This is a genomic window from Sulfurovum sp. UBA12169, from assembly GCA_002742845.1.
Lineage (GTDB): Bacteria > Campylobacterota > Campylobacteria > Campylobacterales > Sulfurovaceae > Sulfurovum.
The window spans coordinates 363,502-386,853 of sequence record DLUH01000005.1 but is presented as its reverse complement, the minus strand read 5'-3'; the positions used below and the strand labels follow the sequence as shown (position 1 = coordinate 386,853).

Below are 23,352 nucleotides of genomic sequence, written 5' to 3'. Positions count from 1 at the left end.
AACTTTTGTTATAATTGTAGCAAAAAGAATGAGGGTATCTCCATGCAAATCACTCTATTGCACCACACGCCGCTTAATATATGTGCTCATGCCATAAGGACTTGTTGGCAAAGTTTTGATAACAGTGATGAGGGCGGGGAAAAAGACAAGGCTTTGATAGACAGAGTAGGAAATAAATTCAAACACGCTTCTACCTTGGAGCATCTTGTTTATACGTTCTATATTGAGGGAATAAGCAGGGCATTATTGCAGGAGTTAGCACGTCACAGAATGGCAAGCTTGAGTGTCAAATCGACGAGATACACCCTAAAAGAGCTTAAAGAGTGCGAACCGTTTGGGGAACAGGAATATGGGAAGGCTTCTAAATTTATCGTGCTTACAGGCAATAAGGAGGTAGATGCTGCAAGTATTAAAGCACTAAAAAACTTGCAAGTTATTCTCAAAAGCGGTACAAGCAATGATATTGCCAAATACTGTTTGCCTGAAAGTTATAAAACCGAACTCACTTGGACGGCCAATGCCAGAAGCCTACAAAACTTTTTAACACTTAGAAGCAATAAATCTGCTTTATGGGAAATAAGAGAGCTTGCGCTTGCGATTTATGAAAAATTGCCAAATGAGCATCAGTATTTATTTGAAGAATGTATGTATAAAGAAAAATAACCAAAATACATATTATAATTCGCGTATTATTTATGAGGAGAGAAATGTGCGTATAGTACAAATCATAGCGGTATGGTTTTTTTTACAAGTTTGCTTGAATGCCCAAACGCTTTCAATTGAAACTATTTCAACCAATATCCAAAAAAGTTTACAGACACGCTTAAAAGGCCAAAATAAAACCATTGTGCAAAACCTTTATGAAAGTGCAAATTATAAACCTTTTTGGATAAATCCTGAAGATCAATATAAGATGAGTCAACTTATTCGAGCGCTAAAAGATCCGATGTTTAATTATAAAAATAAATCCTTTGATCAATATGCCATAGGACAACTTCTCTACAAGCTGGATAACAATCAAATAAGTACAGGTAAAAAAGCAGCAGTATACGCCAGGTTGGATCTTATGCTAACTAACTCTTTTGTACGTTTGGTTCGTTTTATTGTGCAGGGAGACATAGACTGGAACCTGGTACAAAAAAAACTATACAGCTTGAAAAAAAGTGAAGATACTGTAGCCCATTGGGAAATGGCCCCTAAAGGATTTCCTAGCCAAAATCAACTCTTTTCAGCTATAGTAGGCGATCAAATCTATCAATACCTTAATTCACTTATTCCTATGGAAAAACGGTATAAAACACTTATAAAGCTACTGAAAAAATACCAAGCGATGGATACATTTCCGAAGGTTGAATACAGCAACACCGATTTAAAATTGGGCGACAAATCTCCACGCGTCGAACAGGTAAAAAAACGTCTTCAAATTTCTGGCGATTATCCCAAATCGGCGTCCATAGATAAAATATTTGACAGAACACTTGAGCGTGCTGTAATTACCTTTCAAAAAAGATATAATTTGGCAGTAAATAGAAAAGTTGATAAAGTAATGACCTATTATCTCAACTTGCCTGTAACAGAAAAAATTCAAAGCATTATTACTAATCTTGATAAAACAAAACTCTATCCTAGACATTTTGAAGAGGAATATATAGAGGCAAATATCCCCGATTTTAAATTAAGATACTATCAAAATAATAGAATGCTGATGAGAATGGGGCTTGTAGTGGGAAGAATAGACAGACCTACTCCGCTCTTTGAAGATCAAATTAAATTTATGGTTCTCAATCCCACATGGACTGTTCCGGATAATCTTATCAAAAAAGATCTTATTCATGTATTAAGAGAAAATCCTGCTTATCTTAAAGAAAATAATATTCATGTATTTGCAGGCAACAAAGAGATAGATATTACACCCCAGCAGCTGGCTCCTTATGAAAAAAGCAGTCGACCTGTACCCTATCGTTTTGTACAATATCCAGGAGATACTAATGCGCTTGGCCGCGTAAAATTTATGTTTCCTAATAAATATGATGTCTATTTACATGATACAGACAATAAATCACTATTCCAAAGACGCTATAAAGTATACAGTTCAGGGTGTATGAGAGCTGAAAAACCTTTTGATTTAACAAAAAAATTACTTCAACATGCCCAAAGACACTATACAGAAAGTCAAATTAACACAATATTTGCAACAAATCAACCCACAACGATTATCCTGTCCAAGCCTATACCTGTACACATGATATATTTTACAGTATATGAAGAAGATGGATTGGCTTATTTTAAAAATGATGTCTACATGTATGATAAAATCATCGAAGAGTCTGCTGAAGGAAACAGAAAAGCTACTTTTAAAGCGCCTAAACAAAGACTTATTTCTGTCAAGAAAAACGCCAAAACGGTTTCAAACTAACTCTTTTTTTCTCATCTTCACCCGTTGAAGATGAGTTAATGCGATGGCCATCGCATCAGTAATATCCAATGGTTTTATTTCTTTATTTATTCTCAAGAGTCTTTTAACCATAAATGCAACCTGCTCTTTAGTGGCTTTACCATTTCCTGTAACCGCTTTTTTTACTTGCAATGGGGTATATTCATAAAAATATCCCACTTCCTGAAGTATCCTTAAAGAAAGCGCTCCTCTAAACTGTGCTAATTTTAAAACCGTCTTAGGATTAAAGGCAAAAAAGATATCTTCGATAGCAACTTCATCTATCTTATGTGCCCTTAAAATTACATCTAAACCTTCCATAAGCTCTATAATTTGCTCTTGAAGTAGTTTAGTTTTTATTTTAAGTAAACCTGCCTCAATCAGTGAATAAGTTTTTCCGTCCCAATAAAGTATACAATAGCCTAAATTACGGCTTCCGGGGTCTATTCCTAAAATATTCATTCACACCTTTGTTCACAATGTGAATTATTCATTTCACACTGCTTTAATAACGCTATTTTAGCTTAAATTGGCTAAAATACATAAAGTTATTCACATTAAGTATTCACTGCTTTATTTTATTCACTCAAAAAGGAATGTCGCTATATGAATATAGGTCAAAAAGTTGTCTATGAACTAAAAAAAGAGATTAGTGAAATAGAATACGAGCGGTATATTAAAAATCTTGTTTATGATACCAAACACTCTCGAAGCAATATTGTTTGTTTTTCTGCCCCAAATATGCTTGTAGCAAAATGGGTTAAAACAAAATATGCAGAAAAACTGGCACACCTTTTTGAACTTCAAAATGAGATAAAACCACAAATCAAGATCACCGTCGGCAAACAAATAAACACCATAGCAGCGCCAATAACTAAACAAAGTGGTGAAAAACATACCTCTAAAAGTACCTATCTTAATCCATCACTTACTTTTGAAAGTTTCATTGTTGGTGATTCTAACCAATTTGCCTATACTACGGCAAAATCAGTTGCAGAAAAACCGGGAAAACAATATAATCCGCTTTTTATCTATGGAGGAGTCGGATTAGGAAAAACACATTTGCTTCAAGCTATCGGCAACTATCAAATTAATCTAGGTAAAAAAGTTATTTATACGACGCTTGAACAATTCATGAATTCTTTTACTTCTCATTTGCGCTCCCAAACTATGGATAGATTTAGAGATAAATATAGAGAATGTGACCTTTTACTTATCGATGATATTCAATTTTTAAGCCGCAAAGAACAAACACAAGAAGAGTTTTTTCATACTTTCAATGAACTCTATAATGCCAATAAGCAAATCGTCATCACTTCTGATAGACAACCCAATAAAATCGCAGGTTTAGTAGATAGACTAAAAAGTCGTTTTGAGTGGGGGTTAATGGCGGATATTCAGCCCCCTGGACTTGAAACAAAAATTGCGATCATACAGAAAAAATGTGAGCTGGACGGTATCAGACTTAACAATGAAATTATTAACTTTATCGCAACCAACATGGGTGATAATATCCGCGAAATAGAAGGTACCATCATAAAACTTAATGCATTAAGCTCTATGCTAAACCAAGAAATTACTTTAGATTTTGCACAAAATGCAATCAAAGATCAACTAAAAGAAAAAAAAGAAAATGTTACCATTGATGATATTATTAAAATTGTATCAAGAGAGCTCAATATTAAACCATCGGATATAAAATCCAAAAAAAGAACAAAGAATGTTGTTGATGCCAGACGTACTGCTATTTATCTAGCAAGAAATCTTACCCCAAACTCTATGCCTCAAATTGCTTTATATTTTGGTATGAAAGACCATACTGCCATCTCACACGCCATGAAAAAAATAAATGAAATTATAGACAATGACGAAAATTTTAAAGTACTTTTAGAAGAGCTCTCAAATAAAATACATACAGATACACAAAAATCAGAAATTTAATAAATGAAAACTTGAATAAAAAAAAAGATATAATTTTAAAAGTGAATGAATGTGAATATTCAACAAAAGTTGATCACATAAGCAAATGACGCTAATTTGGGCTGTAAAGTAGTTTTTCACATTTTCAAAGGGTGCTACTACTACCTACTAAATTATTAAAATAAGGAGAGTCAATGAAGATAAGAGTGCAAAAGCAAATTATAGAATCAATACTTATCAATCTACAACCTTTTTTAGAAAAGAAGGATGCAAGCCAAATTACATCTCATATATTATTTACATCCGAAAATGGTAAGTGCATTATAAAAGCGACAGATTCTGAAATTGGTTTAAAAATAACCACCGATCATATTACTGTAGAAAATGAAGGATCCTGTACTGCCCATGGTAAAAAATTGCTTGACATCATACGTATCCTCAAAGAAGATGAAATTATTTTAGAATTATTGGATAATGTTCTTATTATTAAACAAAAACATTCTAAATTTAAATTGCCGACTTTTGACCCGACTGCTTACCCTTCTTTTCCAAGTATTGAAAATAAACCTCAAATTTCTTTAGATTCTCTAAGTCTTATTCAAAATCTCAAAAAAATATCTCCTGCCATTGACACAAATAATCCAAAATTTGAATTAAACGGTGCACTTATTAATATAAAAAATAATGCAACAGACTTAGTAGGAACGGATACTAGAAGATTGGCTATTGCAACCATACCAAGTTCTAATACACAAGAACTTTCATTGATTGTTCCTAAGAAAGCTATTTTAGAAATACAAAAGCTTTTTCTTGACCAAATTGATATCTTTTTTGATGAAACCAATTTAATCATCACCAATGAAAATTATTTTTTCTTCACAAGACTGATTAATGGTAAATTTCCGGATTATCAAAGGATTATTCCCTCGAGTATAAAACATTCAATCTGTTTACCTAAAAAAGAGATGACTGATGCCATCAAAATGATCACAACAATTTCGCAAGAGATTAAAATGACACTTCTTTCGGATGTTATTATTTTTAATTCTTTAAGTGCAGATAACGTTGAAGCAAAAACTGAAATAGAGATCCAAACAGGCTTGTCTGAAAAATTTGAAATCAGTTTCAATAGTAAATATATCTTAGATTTTATTTCTCAAATTGATAAAAACGAGTTTTTGATGGAACTTAATGAACCTAATTTGCCGTTTGTGGTGAAAAATGATCATTTTATAACAATCATTATGCCGATTGTTGCATAAACTTAAAGGAAATATGAAATGAGTGAAAAAAGAACAAAATATATTTTTGTTACAGGCGGCGTATTGAGTTCTTTAGGTAAAGGAATTACAGCGGCAAGTATTGGTACTTTACTAAAACATACGGGATTAAGAGTGGGTGTTTTGAAGCTTGATCCTTATATCAATGTCGATCCTGGAACCATGTCACCGCTTGAACACGGAGAAGTCTTTGTAACCAAAGACGGTGCAGAAACAGATTTGGATCTTGGGCACTACGAACGATTTTTAGATACTTCTTTAACACGAAATAACAATTTTACAACAGGCCAAATCTATAAAACAGTTATTCAGAATGAAAGAAAAGGCAAATATCTCGGAAAAACGATCCAAGTGGTACCTCATATTGTGAATGAGATTAAAGAGCGTATTGAAAAAGCAGGAAACGGCAAAGATATTCTTATTGTTGAACTTGGCGGAACAACCGGTGATATAGAAGGGTTACCGTTTCTAGAAACCATTCGGCAAATGAAACATGAATTAGGTAAATCGCAAGTCATGAACGTGCATGTGACACTTTTGCCCTATATTAAAGTTGCAGGTGAACTAAAAACTAAACCTACACAGCATTCTGTTCAGGAACTCAGACGTATAGGTATCGCACCGCATATGCTAGTACTTAGAGCAGAACAACCTGTACCTAACGAACTTAAAAGAAAAATTGCTTTTAGTTGTGATGTAGATGAAGACTCTGTCATTGATGCGATTGATGAAGCTACTATTTATCAAGTACCTTTAAGTTTTTTAGCACAGGATATTTTGACACCGATTTGCAAACAGTTAGAGTTGGAAAATTGTCAACCTAAAATGGAAGAATGGAGTTCTCTGGTCAATAAGATCATTATGCCGAGCGATGAAGTTAAGATAGCATTTGTTGGCAAATATCTGGATCTTAAAGAGTCTTATAAATCCTTAACAGAAGCATTGATTCATGCAGGGGCGCATCTTGATCATAGAGTCAATATCAAATGGGTGGACAGCGAAAAAATAGAAGAAGAGGGCGCACAAAAATTCTTGCAAGATTGTGAGGGTATATTGGTCGCGGGTGGATTTGGCGAGCGAGGTGTTGAAGGTAAAATTAAAGCCATTCAGTATGCCAGGGAGAAAAAGATACCTTTTTTAGGTATTTGTCTTGGCATGCAGCTTTCTTTAATTGAGTTTGGGCGAAATGTACTAGGATTAAAAGATGCAAACTCTGTAGAATTTAATCCAAATACAAAAAATCCGATGGTTTATCTTATTGATGAATTTATCGATGCAAACGGTGCAAAACAGGTAAGAACAACAAAATCTCCAATGGGCGGTACATTAAGGCTTGGAGAGTATGAATGTCAAACCAAAGAGGGATCTAAATTGAGAGAAGCTTACAGTTCCAATGTGATTTATGAAAGACATAGACATCGTTACGAAGCAAATCCTAAATATAGAGAAGCTTTGGAAACTCACGGAATGGAAATTACAGGTGAATCAGATGGATTGATTGAGGCAGTTGAAGTTAAAGATCATCCATGGTTCTTGGGAGTTCAGTTTCATCCTGAATTTACTTCAAGATTGCAAAATCCAAACCCGTCTATTTTGGCATTTGTCAATGCGGCGATAAAGCAATCAAAATAGATGTATCCTGTTTTAACGCATGAAGCGTTAGAAAAACTCTTAAAATTGCGATTTAAAGAGGGATTTCTCTCTTTGCGCGATCTTCCTTTGCCTGATACATTTAAAGATATGCAAAAGGCAACCCAGCGTATCATTCATGCCATACAAAACAAAGAAAAAATTACAATTATTGGTGATTATGATGTTGATGGTGTAATCTCTACAACATTAATGAGACTTTTTTTTGAAGAAATTAAATATCCTGTAGAGTGGGTCATTCCTAACCGCTTTAAAGACGGGTATGGACTTTCGGTTAATATTGTATCCCAAATCAAGGGAACAGATTTAGCAATAACGGTTGATAACGGTATTTCAGCGGTTTATGCAGCAAAACTTTGCAAAGAAGAAGGGATAGAGCTTATTATTACTGACCATCATCTGCTTGCACCTGAAATTCCTGAAGCGTATGCTATTATCAATCAAAAACAGGAAGAATGCAGTTTTCCTTATGCTGATGTGTGTGGAGCACAGATTGCTTGGTATCTTATTGCCTCTTTAAAAAATACATTAAACATAAAAATTAATATGATTTCTTACATGGAATTGGTATCTATTGCAATTATTGCAGATATGATGCCTTTGCAACATATCAATAGAGTAATGGTTCAAGTAGGTATTAAATCACTTTGTGTAAGTACTAAACCGGCCATCAGGGCTTTTTTAGAACATTATCAAAAAAAGGTATTAACCAGTGAAGATATTGCCTTTTTTTTAGCGCCTTTGCTCAATAGTGCCGGAAGGATGGAGGATGCTTCTTATGCTGTAGATTTTTTGAGTTCTACTGACATTCATGATGCAAACGTAAAACTTGAAAGGCTTATTGCATTTAATTCTCATCGGAAAACAACGGAACAAACATTGACACATCAAGCTTTACTGCAAGTAAATAGTGAGGATGATGTAATTATTGCAGTGGGTCAAGAATGGCATGAGGGGGTTGTGGGTATAGTTGCCGCCAGAATAGCACAAATATGCCAAAAACCTTCCATTATATTAAGTGAAAATTCCAAAGGAGTACTTAAAGGAAGCGGAAGGAGTTTTGGTGAATGTGATTTATTTGGCATTGTAAACAGTTGCAGGGAACATCTTGATAAATTTGGAGGACATCAGGCCGCTATAGGGCTCACTTTGCAAAAAGAAAAACTAGAATGGTTTAAATCCCAAATACAAAAAAAATATAGATCAAGGGATTATAATCAAGAAATATCTGATTCTCAAATTATGGGAGAACTTTCATTTTCTCAAATAAATTTTGAGCTTACAGCATTAATAAAAAGATATGAACCTTATGGTTTTGGTAATCCTGTACCTAAATTTATAACAAATGATGTAGAAATTCTTCAAATACAGAATATGGGCAAGGAAGGTGAACATTTACGTTTTTTATTGAAACAAGACAATATAGTGTTGCAAGCCGTTTGGTTTAAAAGCAAAGCAATTTTTAAAGTAGGCCAAAAAATACAGTTCGTCTATACAGTTAATGAGAATCACTTTAGAGGTAAAATTACATTGCAGCTTATGATTGATAAAATTATATAACAAAAACAAATTAATTTATTTTTTATTAATTTAAATATAAGTTTAACTATTTTGATGTAAAATCTATTTATATTTTTTAGAAGGAGTTACTAATGGATAAAAAAATGATAGAAGAGAGTATGGAGCTTATTGATGCCCATCTGAAAGAGAAGGGGATCTCTCGCCGTGATGCAATGAAGCTTTTCGGGATGGGCGGAGCCGCCATGATGATGGGAAGCGGCGTAGTTACTGAAGCAAAAGCTGCAAGCTCAAGCGCTAAGGGAAAGATTTTGATCGTAGGGGGCGGTTTAGCGGGTATAGCAACAGCTGCTTTACTTATGCGTTCACTTGATGAGCCGGATATTACTATACTTGAGCCAAATGAGAAATCAGCCTCTTATCAACCTGGGCAAACACTTGTAGGTGCCGGTGTTTGGAATGATGCTGATACTGAATATACAACAGCTGATTTTATGCCAGAGGGTGTAAATTGGATCAAAGAAAAAGCAGTAGAATTCAATCCTGACCAAAACAGTGTAAAAACCAGCGGAGGCAAGGAGATCAAATATGATTATATGGTTGTAGCAGCCGGACTTAAACTTGATTTTGCGCGATTGGAAGGTTTAGGTGTGACTGAAACTATCACATCAAGAGGGGACAGCAGTGCCGCAAGAAAAGTAGTTGGCCAAAACGGTATAGCTTCTATCTATTTTGCTGATGGTGCTACTGATACTTGGACACAGATGCAAAAATTTATAAGCGAAGCCAAAAGCGGTAAGAAAGTTCAAGGGATTTTTACCGATCCTGATACCCCTATTAAATGCGGCGGTGCACCTAAAAAGATCATGTATCTTACAGATGCACGACTTAGAGAGGCAGGAGCAAGAGAAAATGCTGAGTTGACACTTTATCCTAACGGGGATAAACTTTTTGGTGTACCGGAATATAATGCGGCGATGATTGAACAGTTTGCTCAAAGAGATATGAAATACAACTTCAAACATAACTTGATTGGTGTGGATCCTGTTGCAAAGATAGCAACCTTTAAAAAGCATTGGCTTGAAAAAGGGGAATGGGACGAAGACCTTGAAGAGTATGAAATGATCCCCGCAAGTGAAAAAGTACAAGTGCCTTATGATTTCATGCATATCACACCACCTATGATAGCCGCAGAAGAGATAGCTAAATCTCCTATCGGTTCAGGACAGGGATGGGTTCCGGTAAATCAAGAGACACTGCAGCATGTGAAATTTCCTAATATTTTTGCATTAGGAGATATTGCAGCAGTACCGATGGGTAAAACAGGCGGAAGTGCGAGAAAGCAATACAAAGTGGTAGTAGAAAATTTAATTGCTGTCATGGAAGGCAAACAAGAGCTTCCGTCAAAATATGACGGCTATACTGTTTGTCCATTGATTACTTCTATTGGTACAGTAATGTTGGCTGAATTTAACTGGACAGGTAAGCCAACACCGTCATTCCCGCTTGATCCTGCGCAAGAGAGATGGATTTGGTGGCTACTTAAAGTCTATGCACTTAAGCCAATGACTCAATACGGTATGCTTTCAGGCAGAGCATAAGAAATTTAAAGGAGAGAAGAATGAGAAAAATAACAGCGCTAATTTTTGGGGCATCACTTCTACTGTTAACGACAGGATGTGAAAAAACAGAGGAACAAAAAGAAGAAGTAGTGACATATAAATATAGTACCGCAGAAGTATATGATCAAATGTGCGTAAAATGTCATGGGAAAAATGGAGAAGGTGTACCTGAGAAAAAAGGACCTGCACTTAATGATCAAAGCTATCAAGAACTAAGAATGGGTATTATGGATATTAAAATGGGTGGTACCAGCGGACATTCAGCCGGTACGGAACATGAAGTAATGGAACATAACATGAAGAAGATTCGTGAAAAAGGTATGGATTACGATACTGAAGCAATGGCCCAATATATAGTTGATAAATTTCATCAATAAAAAATATTAACATAAAAGCAGAGAAAATATTCCTTCTCTGCTTTTCTTTCTGCTATGCCTTATACCCCATTTAAATTTCTACGTTTTTACATCCCTTTTTACATAAAATTATGATAACCTTATGAAATTGATAATGATATATTATGGGAAAATAGAATGAATAAAAAGCCGGGGTATGTATTTGTTTGGCCTATTGGCACCAGAATTATCCATTGGATGATCGCTTTTTCATTTACTGCCGCTTTTATCACCTCTTTTTACGAAAATCAACTGCATAGCCATGTTGCTTTTGGTTTTATTTTTCTAATCATGATTATCTACAGAATTATCTGGGGCGTGATAGGTCCCAGATACGCTACATTTAATACTTTTAAACTTAAGCCTTCAGAATTAAAATACTATTTTGTTGAAAAAATACAAAATAGATGGAGAAAGATACCTGCGGGACATAATCCTGCTTCAAGCTGGTTTACCGTTTGGGCACTGGGAGTCGGAAGTTTTATTGTTGTTTCTGGTTTATTGCTTTATGGAATTCAGGAGGCATTGGGTGTTTTTTCTTTTTTAAATGATCAGTATTCTGCTTATATTTGGCATTTGGATTTTATTCATAAATATGCTTCTTATCTTTTTCTTTTTTGGGTATTTTTACATATATCCGGAGTAATGATAGAACAATTTTGGCATAAAACACATATGGTGTTTGCGATGATCACCGGTTACAAAAAGACAGAAGGCGAAGATACGGAAGTAAGCCGTCCTTTAAATTTTTTCGCTTTTTTTATGATATTTTTTGCAGCAGCAACGTATTTTTTTATTATTAGCAGTAACTATAATTTTTTAACGATCCAAAAGTTTACCAATATAGACTACAATCAAACAGATTCTCTTTATGTGAATAAGTGTGGAGATTGTCATGCGGCTTATCCCCCATTTTTACTTCCCGAAGAATCATGGGAGAGGGTGATGAAAGGTTTAAAAAATCATTTTGGCAAAGAGATCACTGAAGCCAATATTACCAAATCACAACAATTCGCTATTGAAACATTTTTAGTTGAAAATGCTGCAGAAAGCAGTACTCGCGAAGCAGCAGTAAAGATGCTAGATTCTCTAGGGGAATTACGTCCTAAGGCAATAACCAAAACTCCTTATTGGAGAAAAACGCACCAAGATATTCCAATGAGTGTTTATAAACAAAAGAAAATCAAAGACAAATCCAATTGCGCTGCCTGTCATAAAGATTTTGAATATGGCAATTTAGATGATATGAATATAATCTACCGCCCTCAAAATCGTATTTAATAAAAAATTCTCATAATTTATAAAAAAAGACCGCTTCTTGATTTAAATTATATTTCTATAAGTAAAACTGTTATAATATATAACATAAGCTTATAAATAGGAGGGATTTACTCCTATTTATTCGTCAATACTATCTATAGGAGAAGCGTTTATGCAAATTGAAATGTCGAGACGGAAGTTTCTTCAAGGGACAGTTGCAATGAGTGTTGTCGGCGGAACAACAATGAGTGCAACAAACCTTTTTGCAAGCAATGATGCACATGATAAAAAATTGACTATCACCACAAAAACAGGTGCAGCAAAAGAGGTAAAAAATATTGCTACACTCTGTGAAATGTGTGTCAATAAATGTGCAGCCATCGCTAGAGTAGAAGATGGAGTGGTAACTAAGTTAGATCCAAACCCCATGTTTCCAAAATCAAAAAATATGCTGTGTCCCAGAGGAAATGCTGGAATTCAGGCATTATATGATCCGGATCGTTTAAAATATCCGCTGATTCGTATTGGCGAAAAAGGGGAGGGTAAATTCAAACGTGTTTCTTGGGATGAAGCTTACGAAGCCATCTTAAATGGAACCGATAAGTTCCCAGGCGTGGTAAAGATATTGGATGAAGAGGAAGATAACCGTTCTTCATTTCTGTTTTGTGCGGGAGAAGGGATGGCAGAACATACGTTTAAAACCTTTTTTTCTGCATTCGGTTCAGCCAACTGGCTAAATCACTCTTCAATCTGTTTGCAAACAGTAGCTTCAGCATACGGTGTTACACTGGGCGCATATCCGCAGGCAGATTTGGATAATGCAGAGTATATTATTATGGCAGGAGCTAACAGAGCTGAAGCAATAGTGACTCCTGATACCATGGATGCTTTCAAACGCACAAAAGGCAGAGGCGCTAAACTGATTTGTATTGATCCTAGATTTACCAATACAGCAGCAAAAGCGGATAAATGGCTGGCAATCAATCCGGGAACCGATTTGGCTTTTGTTTTGGCTCTAACATATGTTGTTCTGAGCGAAGAGCTTTATGATAAAACTTATGTGGCTGAAAATTTTAATGGGTTTAATGAGTATAAAAAAAGTGTTATAGATAATCAATATACCCCAGAATGGGCTGAAAAGATTACAAATATTAAAGCCGAAGATATCTATCAGATAGCCAGAGAGTTTATGGCACATGCTCCTAAGGCAGTCTACTATCCCGGCAGAAGAAGCACTTTTTCCAACAACGATTTCCAACTTAGACGAGCTATGGCAATCTTCCAAGGACTAGGCGGAGGAATTGATACAAAAGGCGGACTTGTGTTTGGCAAACGACTTGAGTTGGGAACACATGAGGGATTGGAACCTATTTATGGAAGAGCTGAAGCGCGTGCAGTGGATAGCAGTGAGTCCCAGAAGGGACACAGCGGTTATGCCGATTGTGCTGTTGTAACCGATGGGGGGTCGTGGATCGGCTGGAGAAATAGATTTTTGGAAGACAGAATGCCATATAAAGTGAGAGGCATGTTCTGCTATAAACACAATCCGATGATGAATATGCCAAATACAAAAAAAACAGCTCAGATGCTTAAAAAAATGGAGCTTGTAGTGGCAATTGATACGATGCCAAGTGATACCGTGATGTATGCAGATGTAGTATTGCCGGAGTGTACTTATCTGGAGCGTACTGATCCGGTAAATACGTTTGGCGGGGTTGAGCCTGCTATTGCTCAACGCAATAAAGTAGTTGATCCTATGTTTGAAACAAAGCCCGTTATAGATATCATGAGAGGACTTACCGAGAAAATCTCCAAACCGCTCTTTGAAATTTCTAAAAAGCATGATGAAGATTTGCAGGATGAACTTGCCAATCTCGGCGAGGAAGAGATTGTCGGAGAAGATGGCAATGTTACCAAAACTGCTGCAACCATGACAAAAGAAGAAAGGGAAGCAGAAGTCTATGCAGAGTTTGATTTAACTAAACCTTTCAAGCATTCTCAAGAGGAGATCAATGCTCATATGGTCGAGAGTGTTTATGGCAAAGAAGCAGTTGAGGTACTCAATAAAGATGGTGTTTTCTATCCAAATATGGATAAGTTTTATAAAGCACTTTCTGTCAATGAATTTCAGTATTATCCGGAAAAAGAAAAAGCCTACAGTGTCAATGGCGGGAAACCTAAGACGCCATCACAAAAAGTAGAGTGTAATTTGGCCAATTTGGCAAAAAAAGGCGTTGATCCTATGCCGATCTGGAAAGATGAGTATCTCTTTAGTGTACCGGAAGGAAAGTTTAAACTTTTAACGGGCCGTCATGCTCAATTTACACAGAGCGGTACAGCCAACAATATTGTACTGAGAGATTTAATGCCTGAGAATTATATTTGGATCAATAAGCGTATAGCAAAAGAGAGAGGTATCGCTTTTGGCGATAGAGTTGAAATTTCAAGCAAAACAGGTTCTGTAACCATTAAAGCATACCCGACAGAGAAAATTGCACCCAACCAAGTCTTCTTTATTCATGGTTTTGGTGCAGAGAGTGAGGCTTTGACATGGGCTTATAAAAATGGCGGAAACGACAATACTGTCATTGAAGACATTATTGAATCTGTTTATGGTGCAGCATCGATGCATGAAACAAATGTAGAAATAAGAAAGGTGTAATCATGGCAAGATATGGAATGGCTTTAGATTATAAAAATTGTATTAATTGTAAAGCATGTGAAGTTGCCTGCAAAGAAGAAAATGGGATTCTTATGGGCGCAGATAAACATAGAATTTGGGTAGGAGTGAAAGAGATAGAGGGCGAATACCCGTTTCTTAGTATCGTTTCAAGTAGTTTTGAGCCCAGTCAGTGTCAGCACTGTGATGATGCTCCCTGCCAAGAGGTATGCCCTACGAATGCCACGTATTATGATGAAAATGGGGTAGTGCGGGTTAATGCAGAGAAGTGTATCTTGTGCAGTTACTGCATGAACGCATGTCCTTATGATGCGCGATATGTGGATGATAGAACCATGACAGTCGATAAATGTAACTTCTGTAGCGATACAAGATTGGCAAGAGGTGAAACCACTACAGCATGCCAAAATACCTGTCCTACGAAAGTACGAACATTTGGCGATCTTGATGATCCCGATAGTGAAATCAGTGAACTGCTTAGAACTAGAGAACATTTTAGTCTTAAATCACATCTTGGTACCAAACCAAAATTATTCTATCTAACATAAGGGGTTATTTATGGCAGAAACTATTCAACAAAAACAGAGTATAAAAGAGTTTATCGCTACGATTCCTTTCAATAAGATAGGAATAAAAGATTTATTGAATTTTGAAAAGACACCGCGAAATATGCTTGTGGCAGTTATCACACTGGCTTTTTTGGCATTTTTTGTTTTGGGTGTGGCAACATATCTTATGCATGGACATCATGCCTATAACGTAACAAGAGAACATCCGTGGGGACTACTGATTGCAGTATACATCTTCTTTGTTGTGAGCTCAACCGGACTTTGTATTGTAGGGTCTTTGGGGGATGTTTTTGGATTTAAAGATTATGAGATGATTTCAAAAAGGGCTATTTTTGGGTCTATTGTTACCATTATGGCAGGATTTGCAGTTATTGCTTTTGAGATCGGCCATCCTGTTACCATGCTCATTTACAATGTTCTTTCTCCGGGACTTACCAGTGCTATTTGGTGGATGGGAACTCTTTATGGGCTTTATTTGACCTTTATGATTATTGAGTTTGTCTTTTTACTTAAGCACAATATGAAAATGGCAAAATTTTTCGGTTTAACCGGACTTTTGGTGGGTCTTGCGGCACACTCAAATCTTGGCGGGGTATTTGGATTTTTAAATGCTAGAACTATTTCAAACGGGGTATTTTATCCGACTTATTTTATCTTAACCGCATTTATTACAGGAATTTTTATTGCCTTTATTATGATGGGATTTAGATACAAGTTGCAGTTTCCGGAAAATGCAAAAGTGATGCTCACCAATTTGGCAAAAATTCAAGCGCTTTTAATTTCCATTTTGATTTTCTTTGTTACTTGGAAATTTTTAACCGATATTTACGGAGATATGCCAAACCGCGCAGATGTTGCTATACATATTTTGGGTTCTTGGACATTCTGGGCAGAGGTGGTTTTGGCTATGCTGATCCCTCTTTTTATCATTTTAAAAGATATGGGAAAAAATCTTACAGGTATGTTTTGGGCATCACTTAGCGGCATGGTAGGGGTATTTTTTATGCGATACAATCTGGTGCATGATACGCAGCTTAAACCGCTTCAGATGATGAAAATAACTGAATATCAACTTGCTCCGTCATGGGTTCATTATTTTCCAAGTGTTACAGAAATTATGATTTCGCTTGGAGGGCTTGGTTTATGTATTTTGCTTTATTATGTAGGTACAAAACTCTTCAATCTTGATGCAGATGAACACCATTAAATAAAAAATCTTTGCACCGTCCTTCAAGAGGGTGCAAAGAGAGATAAAATTAATTAGCCTAAAAGACAGTAGGCTGTATCTTTTCGTTATTCACGCCGCCTTCTTCGTTTATTTTGAGCACTATTTCCCAAATTTTAGCAGCGATTGTTTGATACCGTTTGGATGTTTCACAAAGGGGTGCTAAAACAGTGATCGGCAGACCGCTGTCGCCCCCTTCTCTAATGGCAGGTTCAAGAGGAATTTCTCCCAAAATTTCCGTATGATAACTCTCAGCAAGCGGTTTTGTAGTGCCTTTGCCAAAAATATCATACTCTTTGCCGCTATCAGGACAGATAAAACCGCTCATATTTTCAACAATTCCGGCGATAGGAATATGAAGTTGGGCGAACATATCCATACTCCTGATAGTGTCATCAAGTGCCACTTTTTGAGGCGTTGTAACGCACACCCCGGCCGTAACAGGCAGATTTTGCGCCAGGGCCAATTGTGCATCACCTGTGCCCGGAGGCATATCAAAGAGTAATATATCAAGCTTGTTCCATAAAATATCTTTTAGCATTTGCTCAATCGCTTGTGTAACCATGGCACCTTTCCAGATGAGAGAAGCACCCCTCTCGACAAGCGAACCAATAGACATCACTTGAACATTGTGTGCCACAATAGGCTTTATTTTATTGCCCAGAAAAACAGGTTCTTTTCCTTCTATCCCCATCATTCTCGGGATATTGGGCCCGTAGATATCCAGATCGAGCAGGCCGACTCTTTTGCCTTGTTGTGCGAGTGCAATAGCAAGATTGACCGAGGTTGTAGATTTTCCCACACCTCCCTTTCCGCTGCTGACCATAATAAAATTTTGAATAGCGGGAAGTACATTTTTACCATGTGAACTTGTTTCTTTGGGTATTTTTGGTTTTGTGATAAGAATATCTATCTCCAAATCTCCCAATAAAGAGATTCTTTTATATATTTCTTCTCGCAATTGCGTTTCAATTTCCGGTGCCGAAGAGGGGATATCCAAGTGTATATCAATTTTGTTATTTGTAACGGTGATATTTTTAACAAAACCAAAATCTATAATGCTTTTAGCAAAACCGGGATAAATTACTTTGGAGAGTTTTTCTTCAATTAGTTTTTTGTTTATCATGTTTATCGGACCTTTTTAAAATATGGGTATGCGTTATATGTTTATAGGTTGCTAATGATACAGTTAGTGCTGTTGTTTTTTGATTTCTTCTTCCCGGTACTGGCGGATCTTGCGGTCCGTCCAGACACCATAGGGGTCGCGGTAAGGCAGGACGTTTTTGCATTCCAAAGAAGGCCCCTTGTGTTTGGCAACAATGCCGTGTATATCACTTTTTGGTTTGCCGGCAGCGGTGAGACAAAAACCTGCATCAGCCATAGCCGAAAGAGACGCCGTATGGGTTCCTGAGTAGACAAGCACCCCGTCGCTTTTAAGAATTTTCTTTAAATGTTTAAAAAGTTCAAGTGTTACCATTCTACAGTTGGACCGTTCGATAAACGGATCCAAAAAGATCACATCAAACTCCCCCTTTTGCTGTTCAAGAGCATATCGGACATCGCTGTTATGGAGACTTATATTAAAGTATTCTGAAGTGTATATACCGTTTTTGTAGAGTTCTTTTAGGATCAGCGCCCATGCCAGCTTTTCATCAAGAACATTTTTTATGATATCCGCACTTTGAAGAATAACCCTGCGATCTTGATCGACGGCGTGAATTTCGAGGGGGTGAAGTGCCAAGCTATGAGCCATTTCGCATGCAAGCAAGCTGTTGTACCCCATTCCAAATCCGATATCAAGCAGTCGCACAGGTCCGTTTTTTAGCCTTTCTCTTAATGAAGATTCTTGCAAAAAAAGTTCGGCGGCCTGCTTTCTGGCTCCCGATCTTGGGTGATAATAATCACGGAACATTTCGTTCCAAAAAGTATAGCTTCCGTCTTTGCATTCAAAAACAGTTGGCATAAGCGATTGGGGCTCTTCATTTCCTGCTTCAAAAAGGTCTCCCTGGCGGTAGCCGCGCAATCTCATCTGTTCTGTGACATATTCCGAAAACTGCCCTTTACTCATATGCCATTTTGGCGCAACAATCTCTTTTTCGGGAGTATCGGTTGCAAAACGCATCAATGGCAAGTCGGGGGGTAAGCGGCGGATAAGCTCGATAAGGATTTGGGCGTATTCATGCTCATCCATCACAGGAAACGGTTGGGCAAGATATTCTTTGGCAAGCTGGGTATTTTTAATGATATGCAAATTGTGGATTTTGATGCCGTCAAGGTTGAGCGAAGCAAGTGTTTTGACTGTTTGGATGTAATGTTCGCGATCTTCGCCGGGCAGTCCTACAATGATATGCGCACAGACTTTGATATTGTGGGCTTTGAGCGCAGCAATGGCATCAAGACTTGCTTGCCAGTCGTGCTGGCGGTTAATGCGCTCAAGAGTTTTGTTGTGGATCGTTTGTACGCCAAGCTCGACAAAAACATCGAGTGTTTTGTTGAGTTCCTCAAGGTACTCGAGTGTTGCTTTTGAGAGGCAATCAGGCCTGGTGCCGATACTGATGGCATCAAAAGGATAAGCTTCCAGGAGTTCGGAATATTTTTTTTTCTGTTCGATAACAGAGGCGAAGGTGCCGGTATAGGCTTGGATATAGAGCATAAAGCGGCGTGCCTTGTAGCGCCTTTTTGCAAAGGAAATCCCCGCCGCTAACTGCGCTTCAGTGCCGCTGACATCGAGCGTTTGAACGGCTCTGGCACCGTTTTCGGGGCAAAATGTACATCCCCCCGATCCATCGGGCCGTCTGTTGGGGCAGCCAAGCTCCAGATCGATGGGGACACGAAAAAGAGGTTCGCCGTATCTTTGCGTCAAATAATCACGGTAGGAATAGTATGGCAGGCTCTCTTTGAGCATAGGATGGCAAGCCTTTGGGTGTTTAGATAAAAGATTATAACAAACCCATTGTAAAAATGGTATTAAAAAATTTTGGCATTAAAGAGGATCTGTTTGCGATGGTTTGGATTGTGGTTCATAAAAATAAAACCCCTGTGAAAAATCAACACCAATCTTTTGAACAACCTCAAAAACTTCGCGAGAGTGAACGAATTCGGCAATGGTTTTGATCCCCAACAGTTTGGCAAAGGTAACGATCGTTTCGACGATAATGCGGCTGCTTGAGTCTTTGTCGATGTTTTTGATCAGCGAAGCATCAATTTTAATGAAGTCAACTTGCAAATGTATCAAGTAGGCAAAGTTGGAGTAGCCGCTGCCAAAATCATCGATGGCGATCTTGGCACCTCTGCGTTTGGCTTCGCTGATAAAGCGGCGAACCTCTTCAAAATTTTCAAACTCTTCGGATTCGGTAATTTCAAAGATAACGCGACGGTTAAATTTTGGATTTTCTATTTTGTCCATAATAAATTCAACGGTAGCAGAATCCATAATATCATCGACTGAAAGGTTGATTGAAAATTCATCTTCTCTGTTCTCAAAAACGGCGAATACTTTCTCGATGATAATCCTTGTTAAATTGGTATAAAGATGGGCCTTTTTTGCTACGACTAAGAAGGAAGAGGGAGAAACAACAACTCCTTCGGAGGTTATAAGGCGCATGAGGCATTCATGTTTGGTTATTGTGCCCGAAGCAGTGTTGACGATGGGCTGAAAATAAGGAATAATCCGATTGGCCGTCATCGCTTCTTTGATTTTTCCAATGTACTCAATATTGTGTGCAATCTCTTCTTTGATGGTATCGACCTCTGAAAGGATCAAAATATTTTTTTGGGATTTTTTGGCATGGCGCAGTACCATATCAGTATCGGTTAGGAGATAGTGTTTGGTATCGGTATGGTCGATCGCTCCTAGTGTTATACCAACAATGATGGCATTGCCTTGGATGAGAAAAGGATGCAATTCGATATGTTTATGAAGCATTTCAAGAAGATTTTTGTCATAGTTTTGCAAATCGTGCTTTTCAATTAGAAGAGCAAATTCGTCCGCATAAATATGGTAAAGTTTAAAAGAAGCTCCCTCGAGAAAAGAAGTGATACGATCACGCATCTGTATAAGAACTTCATCTCCTGTATCAGTGCCATAAAATTCATTGATTTCGCTAAAGCGATCAATGTTAATCAGCGCCAAGATAGATGATCTATGGGTATATTTAAGGTCTTCTAATAGCTTTAAACGGTTGGGGAGTTCTGTCAAAAAGTCTGTATATAATTGATGGGCAAGTTTTTCTTTTTGCTCAATCAGTTGGGTGATATTGTGCCGTGTCGCTGCAAATTCGACGATCTCTCCTTCAGCATTTATGATGGGAGTAATGGTTGCATCGACATAGAAAGGTTTTTTGTTTTTGTCGATATTTTTCAAGATGCCCGACCAGACCCGTTTATCAAGAATCGTTTTCCATAACTCTTCGTAGATTTTGTCCGGGGTAGCGGGATCTTTGAGGATGCGGTGGTTTTGGCCGATGAGCTCCTCGCGAGTGTATCCTGTTATTTTGCAAAATTGGTCGTTGGCATAGGTGATATTGCCGTCAATATCTGTAATGGAGACGATGTTGCTCTCATCTATCGCTTTTTTGTAGCTTTCCAAAAAGGCAAAAGTTTGCTTTATTTTTTGGCCCATCTCATTAAAAGCGTACGAGACATCGGCCATTTCATCCCGCGTTTGGATCGGGACGGAGATGCCAAAATTGCCCAAAGCGATCATTTGGGATGCCTTTGTCAAGCTTTTAAGCGATTTTATAAAAGAAAAATAAAACCCCATCATAAAATAGATCAAACAAATCAGCATGACAGCAGCAATAATGCTTATGGCAATGATCTGTTTGGCCAAAAGGGAAAGTTGGCTGCTTAAATGTTTTTGAAGTGCATCAAAAACGGCATCATATGTATCAAAATAGTGACTGATAATTTGCGTTGCTTCATCAAAATAGTTTTTAGCATCAAGAGACCAATGATCGGTATTGATAATTTCGAAAACAAACCTGTCGCCAAAGCGGTCAGTCTTGTGTTTTATCTTTTCAATAAAAGGGGAAATGGCGCGGCAGATATCGTGCTGAGATTTGCAGGTAATTTCAAAAGCGTGTTCGATTCCGGCTTTATGAGACTGGGCTGTGCCGTAGAGTAGGGTAGCCGCTCTTTTTTCTTCAAGAGACATCGACTGCTTCATGATCACAGCCGTGCCTATCGCACGGGCTTTTCCTGCCTCCTGCGCCAGTGCAGGGAGATGTTCGTTGAGAATCTCGGCAAGATGTGTTATACTCAAATCAGTATTGTTGATAAGTTCCGGATCGACATCGGTATCTTGTGTCAAATGCAGAACCTGATCGGCTAAATCGGTGTGGCGGTCGAAATTTTGTTGCGGCGAAAGGTTCCATAGCTCTTGCCGAAGTAGCGCCCATTCGGTTTTTATCTTCTCCCATTCTTGTTTGATGTGCGGCGTTGGGGCAGAAAGCGCATCTACGGCGGCCATGGCCGATTCTATCTTGGAAAAATTGGCTTGGATGTGCCGCTTGTAGGTATTGTCGCCGTGCCCAAGGGCTGCCATCATTCCCCGTTCGAGCAAAATATATTCAAAAAATCCCTGAACCTTTTGGTTGTAGTGAAGCCGGGATTGGAATTTTTGAATCGCCAGATACTGGTTTCCCAGATAGTTATAGCCAAGAAAGAGAAGCAGAAGAACAGGAAGAAAAAAGATAAAACTTGCCAGCGCGATCTTTCGCGTATATTTTATATTGCCTATTAAGCGGACAGCCGGATCAAACAACTTTGATGAATGCATTATGCCCTTTTTTGCCAACTCCACTTTATGAAAAACACTCTCCCGCACGCTCTTTATTCAGGCGATCTTGAGATCAAAAACACGTCTAGTAAATTAGCCCTACTTTTATTTCAAATGATTATAGCATCATTTTTATAATTAAATTCTATAATTTTTTATATTTTAAATCCCCCTTTCGCTTAACAGATAATTAACATTTTTTGGAAATAATGCATGTCTAATCTGGGGCAACGGTAAATGTAAAACAATCAGGCTTTACAAATTTTAGATGTTGAAAGTTGCGGAAATTGCGGCAGGTCCGAATAGAGGATAGTGTATTGGATTTAACATATGAATAGAAACAGTAAGAGATAAAAGTGGAGACGTTTTCATACTTTTCGCTGTTTATTATAGGATTGTCTTACGGCAGTACGGCATGCATGTTTACGTGTATGCCTTTTTTGAGCCCGTTTTTGGTCAATGATTCCGCTACCGTAAAACAATCCATAGGCGTAGTGTTGCCGTTTAGCTTGGGAAGAATTTTTTCATACACAATGATCTCTGTTGTTGCCCTAAGCAGTGCAGGCTTGATCAAAGCGATATTGGATGACAATACTATATTTCAGTTGATACTGGGGATATTTACGATGATGATGGGGCTTTTTATGCTCTATGGGATTTTTCGTAAAAATAAAAAAAGCTGCTCTTTGGCTCCCCCAATTGGGGTTAAACGCTCCGCAAGTAGGTTTGGACTGTTTGGAATCGGTGCAATGGTCGCGTTAAACCCGTGCACACCCGTCCTAACTCTTGTCGCACTGGCCGCAAGCAGCGAAACACTAGCAAATGCTGCGGGTATGGGGATATCTTTTGGAGTCGGAGCGGCGCTGATCCCTTTTTTATTCTACGGATTTTTTCTATCCAATATCATCAGGGGACTGCTGAGGGAGTTTAGAACCTATGTAAAAATGATTGAGGTCGCAGCTGCGCTGCTTTTATTTATCACCGGAGTTTTAATACTCAACGGCCACCTCATACTTTGAA

General features: G+C 37.6%; 17 protein-coding genes. 13 read left to right on the top strand and 4 right to left on the bottom strand.

Going from position 1 to position 23,352, the window contains the following annotated elements; all coding sequences use genetic code 11:
- Nucleotides 1–42: 42 nt before the first annotated feature.
- Nucleotides 43–663 carry a thymidylate synthase (FAD) gene (locus CFH81_06880; protein DAB39939.1) on the top strand — a complete coding sequence of 207 codons (621 nt, stop codon included), beginning with the start codon at nucleotides 43–45 and terminating at the stop codon, nucleotides 661–663.
- A complete protein-coding gene (locus CFH81_06875; GenBank protein ID DAB39938.1) occupies nucleotides 617–2,416 on the top strand; it encodes a murein L,D-transpeptidase in 1,800 nt (599 codons plus the stop codon). The genes CFH81_06880 and CFH81_06875 overlap by 47 nt, the downstream gene beginning before the upstream one ends.
- On the opposite strand, the gene CFH81_06870 is transcribed toward CFH81_06875, so the two are convergent.
- Complete coding sequence (locus CFH81_06870) at nucleotides 2,408–2,896, bottom strand: crossover junction endodeoxyribonuclease RuvC (GenBank protein ID DAB39937.1); 489 nt, start codon at nucleotides 2,894–2,896, stop codon at nucleotides 2,408–2,410. The genes CFH81_06875 and CFH81_06870 overlap by 9 nt on opposite strands.
- Nucleotides 2,897–3,040: 144 nt before the next feature.
- Between CFH81_06870 and CFH81_06865 the strand changes: the two genes are divergently transcribed.
- From CFH81_06865 to CFH81_06820, 10 genes are all read left to right on the top strand, one after another.
- Nucleotides 3,041–4,375, top strand: a complete 1,335-nt coding sequence (locus tag CFH81_06865) for a chromosomal replication initiator protein DnaA (protein DAB39936.1) — start codon at nucleotides 3,041–3,043, stop codon at nucleotides 4,373–4,375.
- 173 nt (nucleotides 4,376–4,548) lie between these two features.
- Complete coding sequence (locus CFH81_06860) at nucleotides 4,549–5,616, top strand: DNA polymerase III subunit beta (GenBank protein ID DAB39935.1); 1,068 nt, start codon at nucleotides 4,549–4,551, stop codon at nucleotides 5,614–5,616.
- An 18-nt stretch (nucleotides 5,617–5,634) separates the two neighbouring features.
- Nucleotides 5,635–7,266: a CTP synthetase gene (locus tag CFH81_06855; protein DAB39934.1), complete on the top strand. Its 1,632-nt coding sequence runs from the start codon at nucleotides 5,635–5,637 to the stop codon at nucleotides 7,264–7,266.
- A complete protein-coding gene (gene recJ / locus CFH81_06850; protein ID DAB39933.1) occupies nucleotides 7,267–8,844 on the top strand; it encodes a single-stranded-DNA-specific exonuclease RecJ in 1,578 nt (525 codons plus the stop codon).
- A 92-nt stretch (nucleotides 8,845–8,936) separates the two neighbouring features.
- A complete protein-coding gene (locus tag CFH81_06845) occupies nucleotides 8,937–10,403 on the top strand; it encodes a sulfide:quinone reductase (GenBank protein DAB39932.1) in 1,467 nt (488 codons plus the stop codon).
- A 20-nt stretch (nucleotides 10,404–10,423) separates the two neighbouring features.
- Nucleotides 10,424–10,801 (top strand): hypothetical protein, encoded by a 378-nt coding sequence (locus tag CFH81_06840; protein ID DAB39931.1) that lies wholly within the window; start codon nucleotides 10,424–10,426, stop codon nucleotides 10,799–10,801.
- A 156-nt stretch (nucleotides 10,802–10,957) separates the two neighbouring features.
- On the top strand, nucleotides 10,958–12,100 hold the full coding sequence (locus CFH81_06835) for a cytochrome C (GenBank protein ID DAB39930.1): 1,143 nt from the start codon (nucleotides 10,958–10,960) through the stop codon (nucleotides 12,098–12,100).
- 151 nt (nucleotides 12,101–12,251) lie between these two features.
- The gene (locus CFH81_06830; protein DAB39929.1) at nucleotides 12,252–14,741 is read left to right on the top strand and encodes a thiosulfate reductase; all 2,490 of its coding nucleotides are present in this window, start codon (nucleotides 12,252–12,254) and stop codon (nucleotides 14,739–14,741) included.
- 2 nt (nucleotides 14,742–14,743) lie between these two features.
- Nucleotides 14,744–15,307, top strand: a complete 564-nt coding sequence (locus tag CFH81_06825; protein ID DAB39928.1) for a molybdopterin oxidoreductase — start codon at nucleotides 14,744–14,746, stop codon at nucleotides 15,305–15,307.
- A gap of 10 nt (nucleotides 15,308–15,317) precedes the next feature.
- On the top strand, nucleotides 15,318–16,535 hold the full coding sequence (locus CFH81_06820; GenBank protein DAB39927.1) for a molybdopterin oxidoreductase: 1,218 nt from the start codon (nucleotides 15,318–15,320) through the stop codon (nucleotides 16,533–16,535).
- Between the two features lie 58 nt (nucleotides 16,536–16,593).
- On the opposite strand, the gene CFH81_06815 is transcribed toward CFH81_06820, so the two are convergent.
- The 3 genes from CFH81_06815 to CFH81_06805 all read right to left on the bottom strand — a co-directional run bounded on the left by CFH81_06815 (nucleotide 16,594) and on the right by CFH81_06805 (nucleotide 22,356).
- Nucleotides 16,594–17,679, bottom strand: coding sequence for a sodium:proton antiporter (locus tag CFH81_06815; GenBank protein ID DAB39926.1), 1,086 nt, complete (start codon nucleotides 17,677–17,679; stop codon nucleotides 16,594–16,596).
- A 63-nt stretch (nucleotides 17,680–17,742) separates the two neighbouring features.
- Entirely contained in the window at nucleotides 17,743–19,458 is a 1,716-nt protein-coding gene (locus CFH81_06810) for a TIGR01212 family radical SAM protein (GenBank protein ID DAB39925.1), read from the bottom strand.
- Between the two features lie 78 nt (nucleotides 19,459–19,536).
- A complete protein-coding gene (locus CFH81_06805) occupies nucleotides 19,537–22,356 on the bottom strand; it encodes a hypothetical protein (protein ID DAB39924.1) in 2,820 nt (939 codons plus the stop codon).
- A 332-nt stretch (nucleotides 22,357–22,688) separates the two neighbouring features.
- On the opposite strand from CFH81_06805, the gene CFH81_06800 reads away from it, so the two are divergent.
- The gene (locus tag CFH81_06800) at nucleotides 22,689–23,351 is read left to right on the top strand and encodes a hypothetical protein (protein DAB39923.1); all 663 of its coding nucleotides are present in this window, start codon (nucleotides 22,689–22,691) and stop codon (nucleotides 23,349–23,351) included.
- The last annotated feature ends 1 nt before the right edge of the window (nucleotide 23,352 follow it).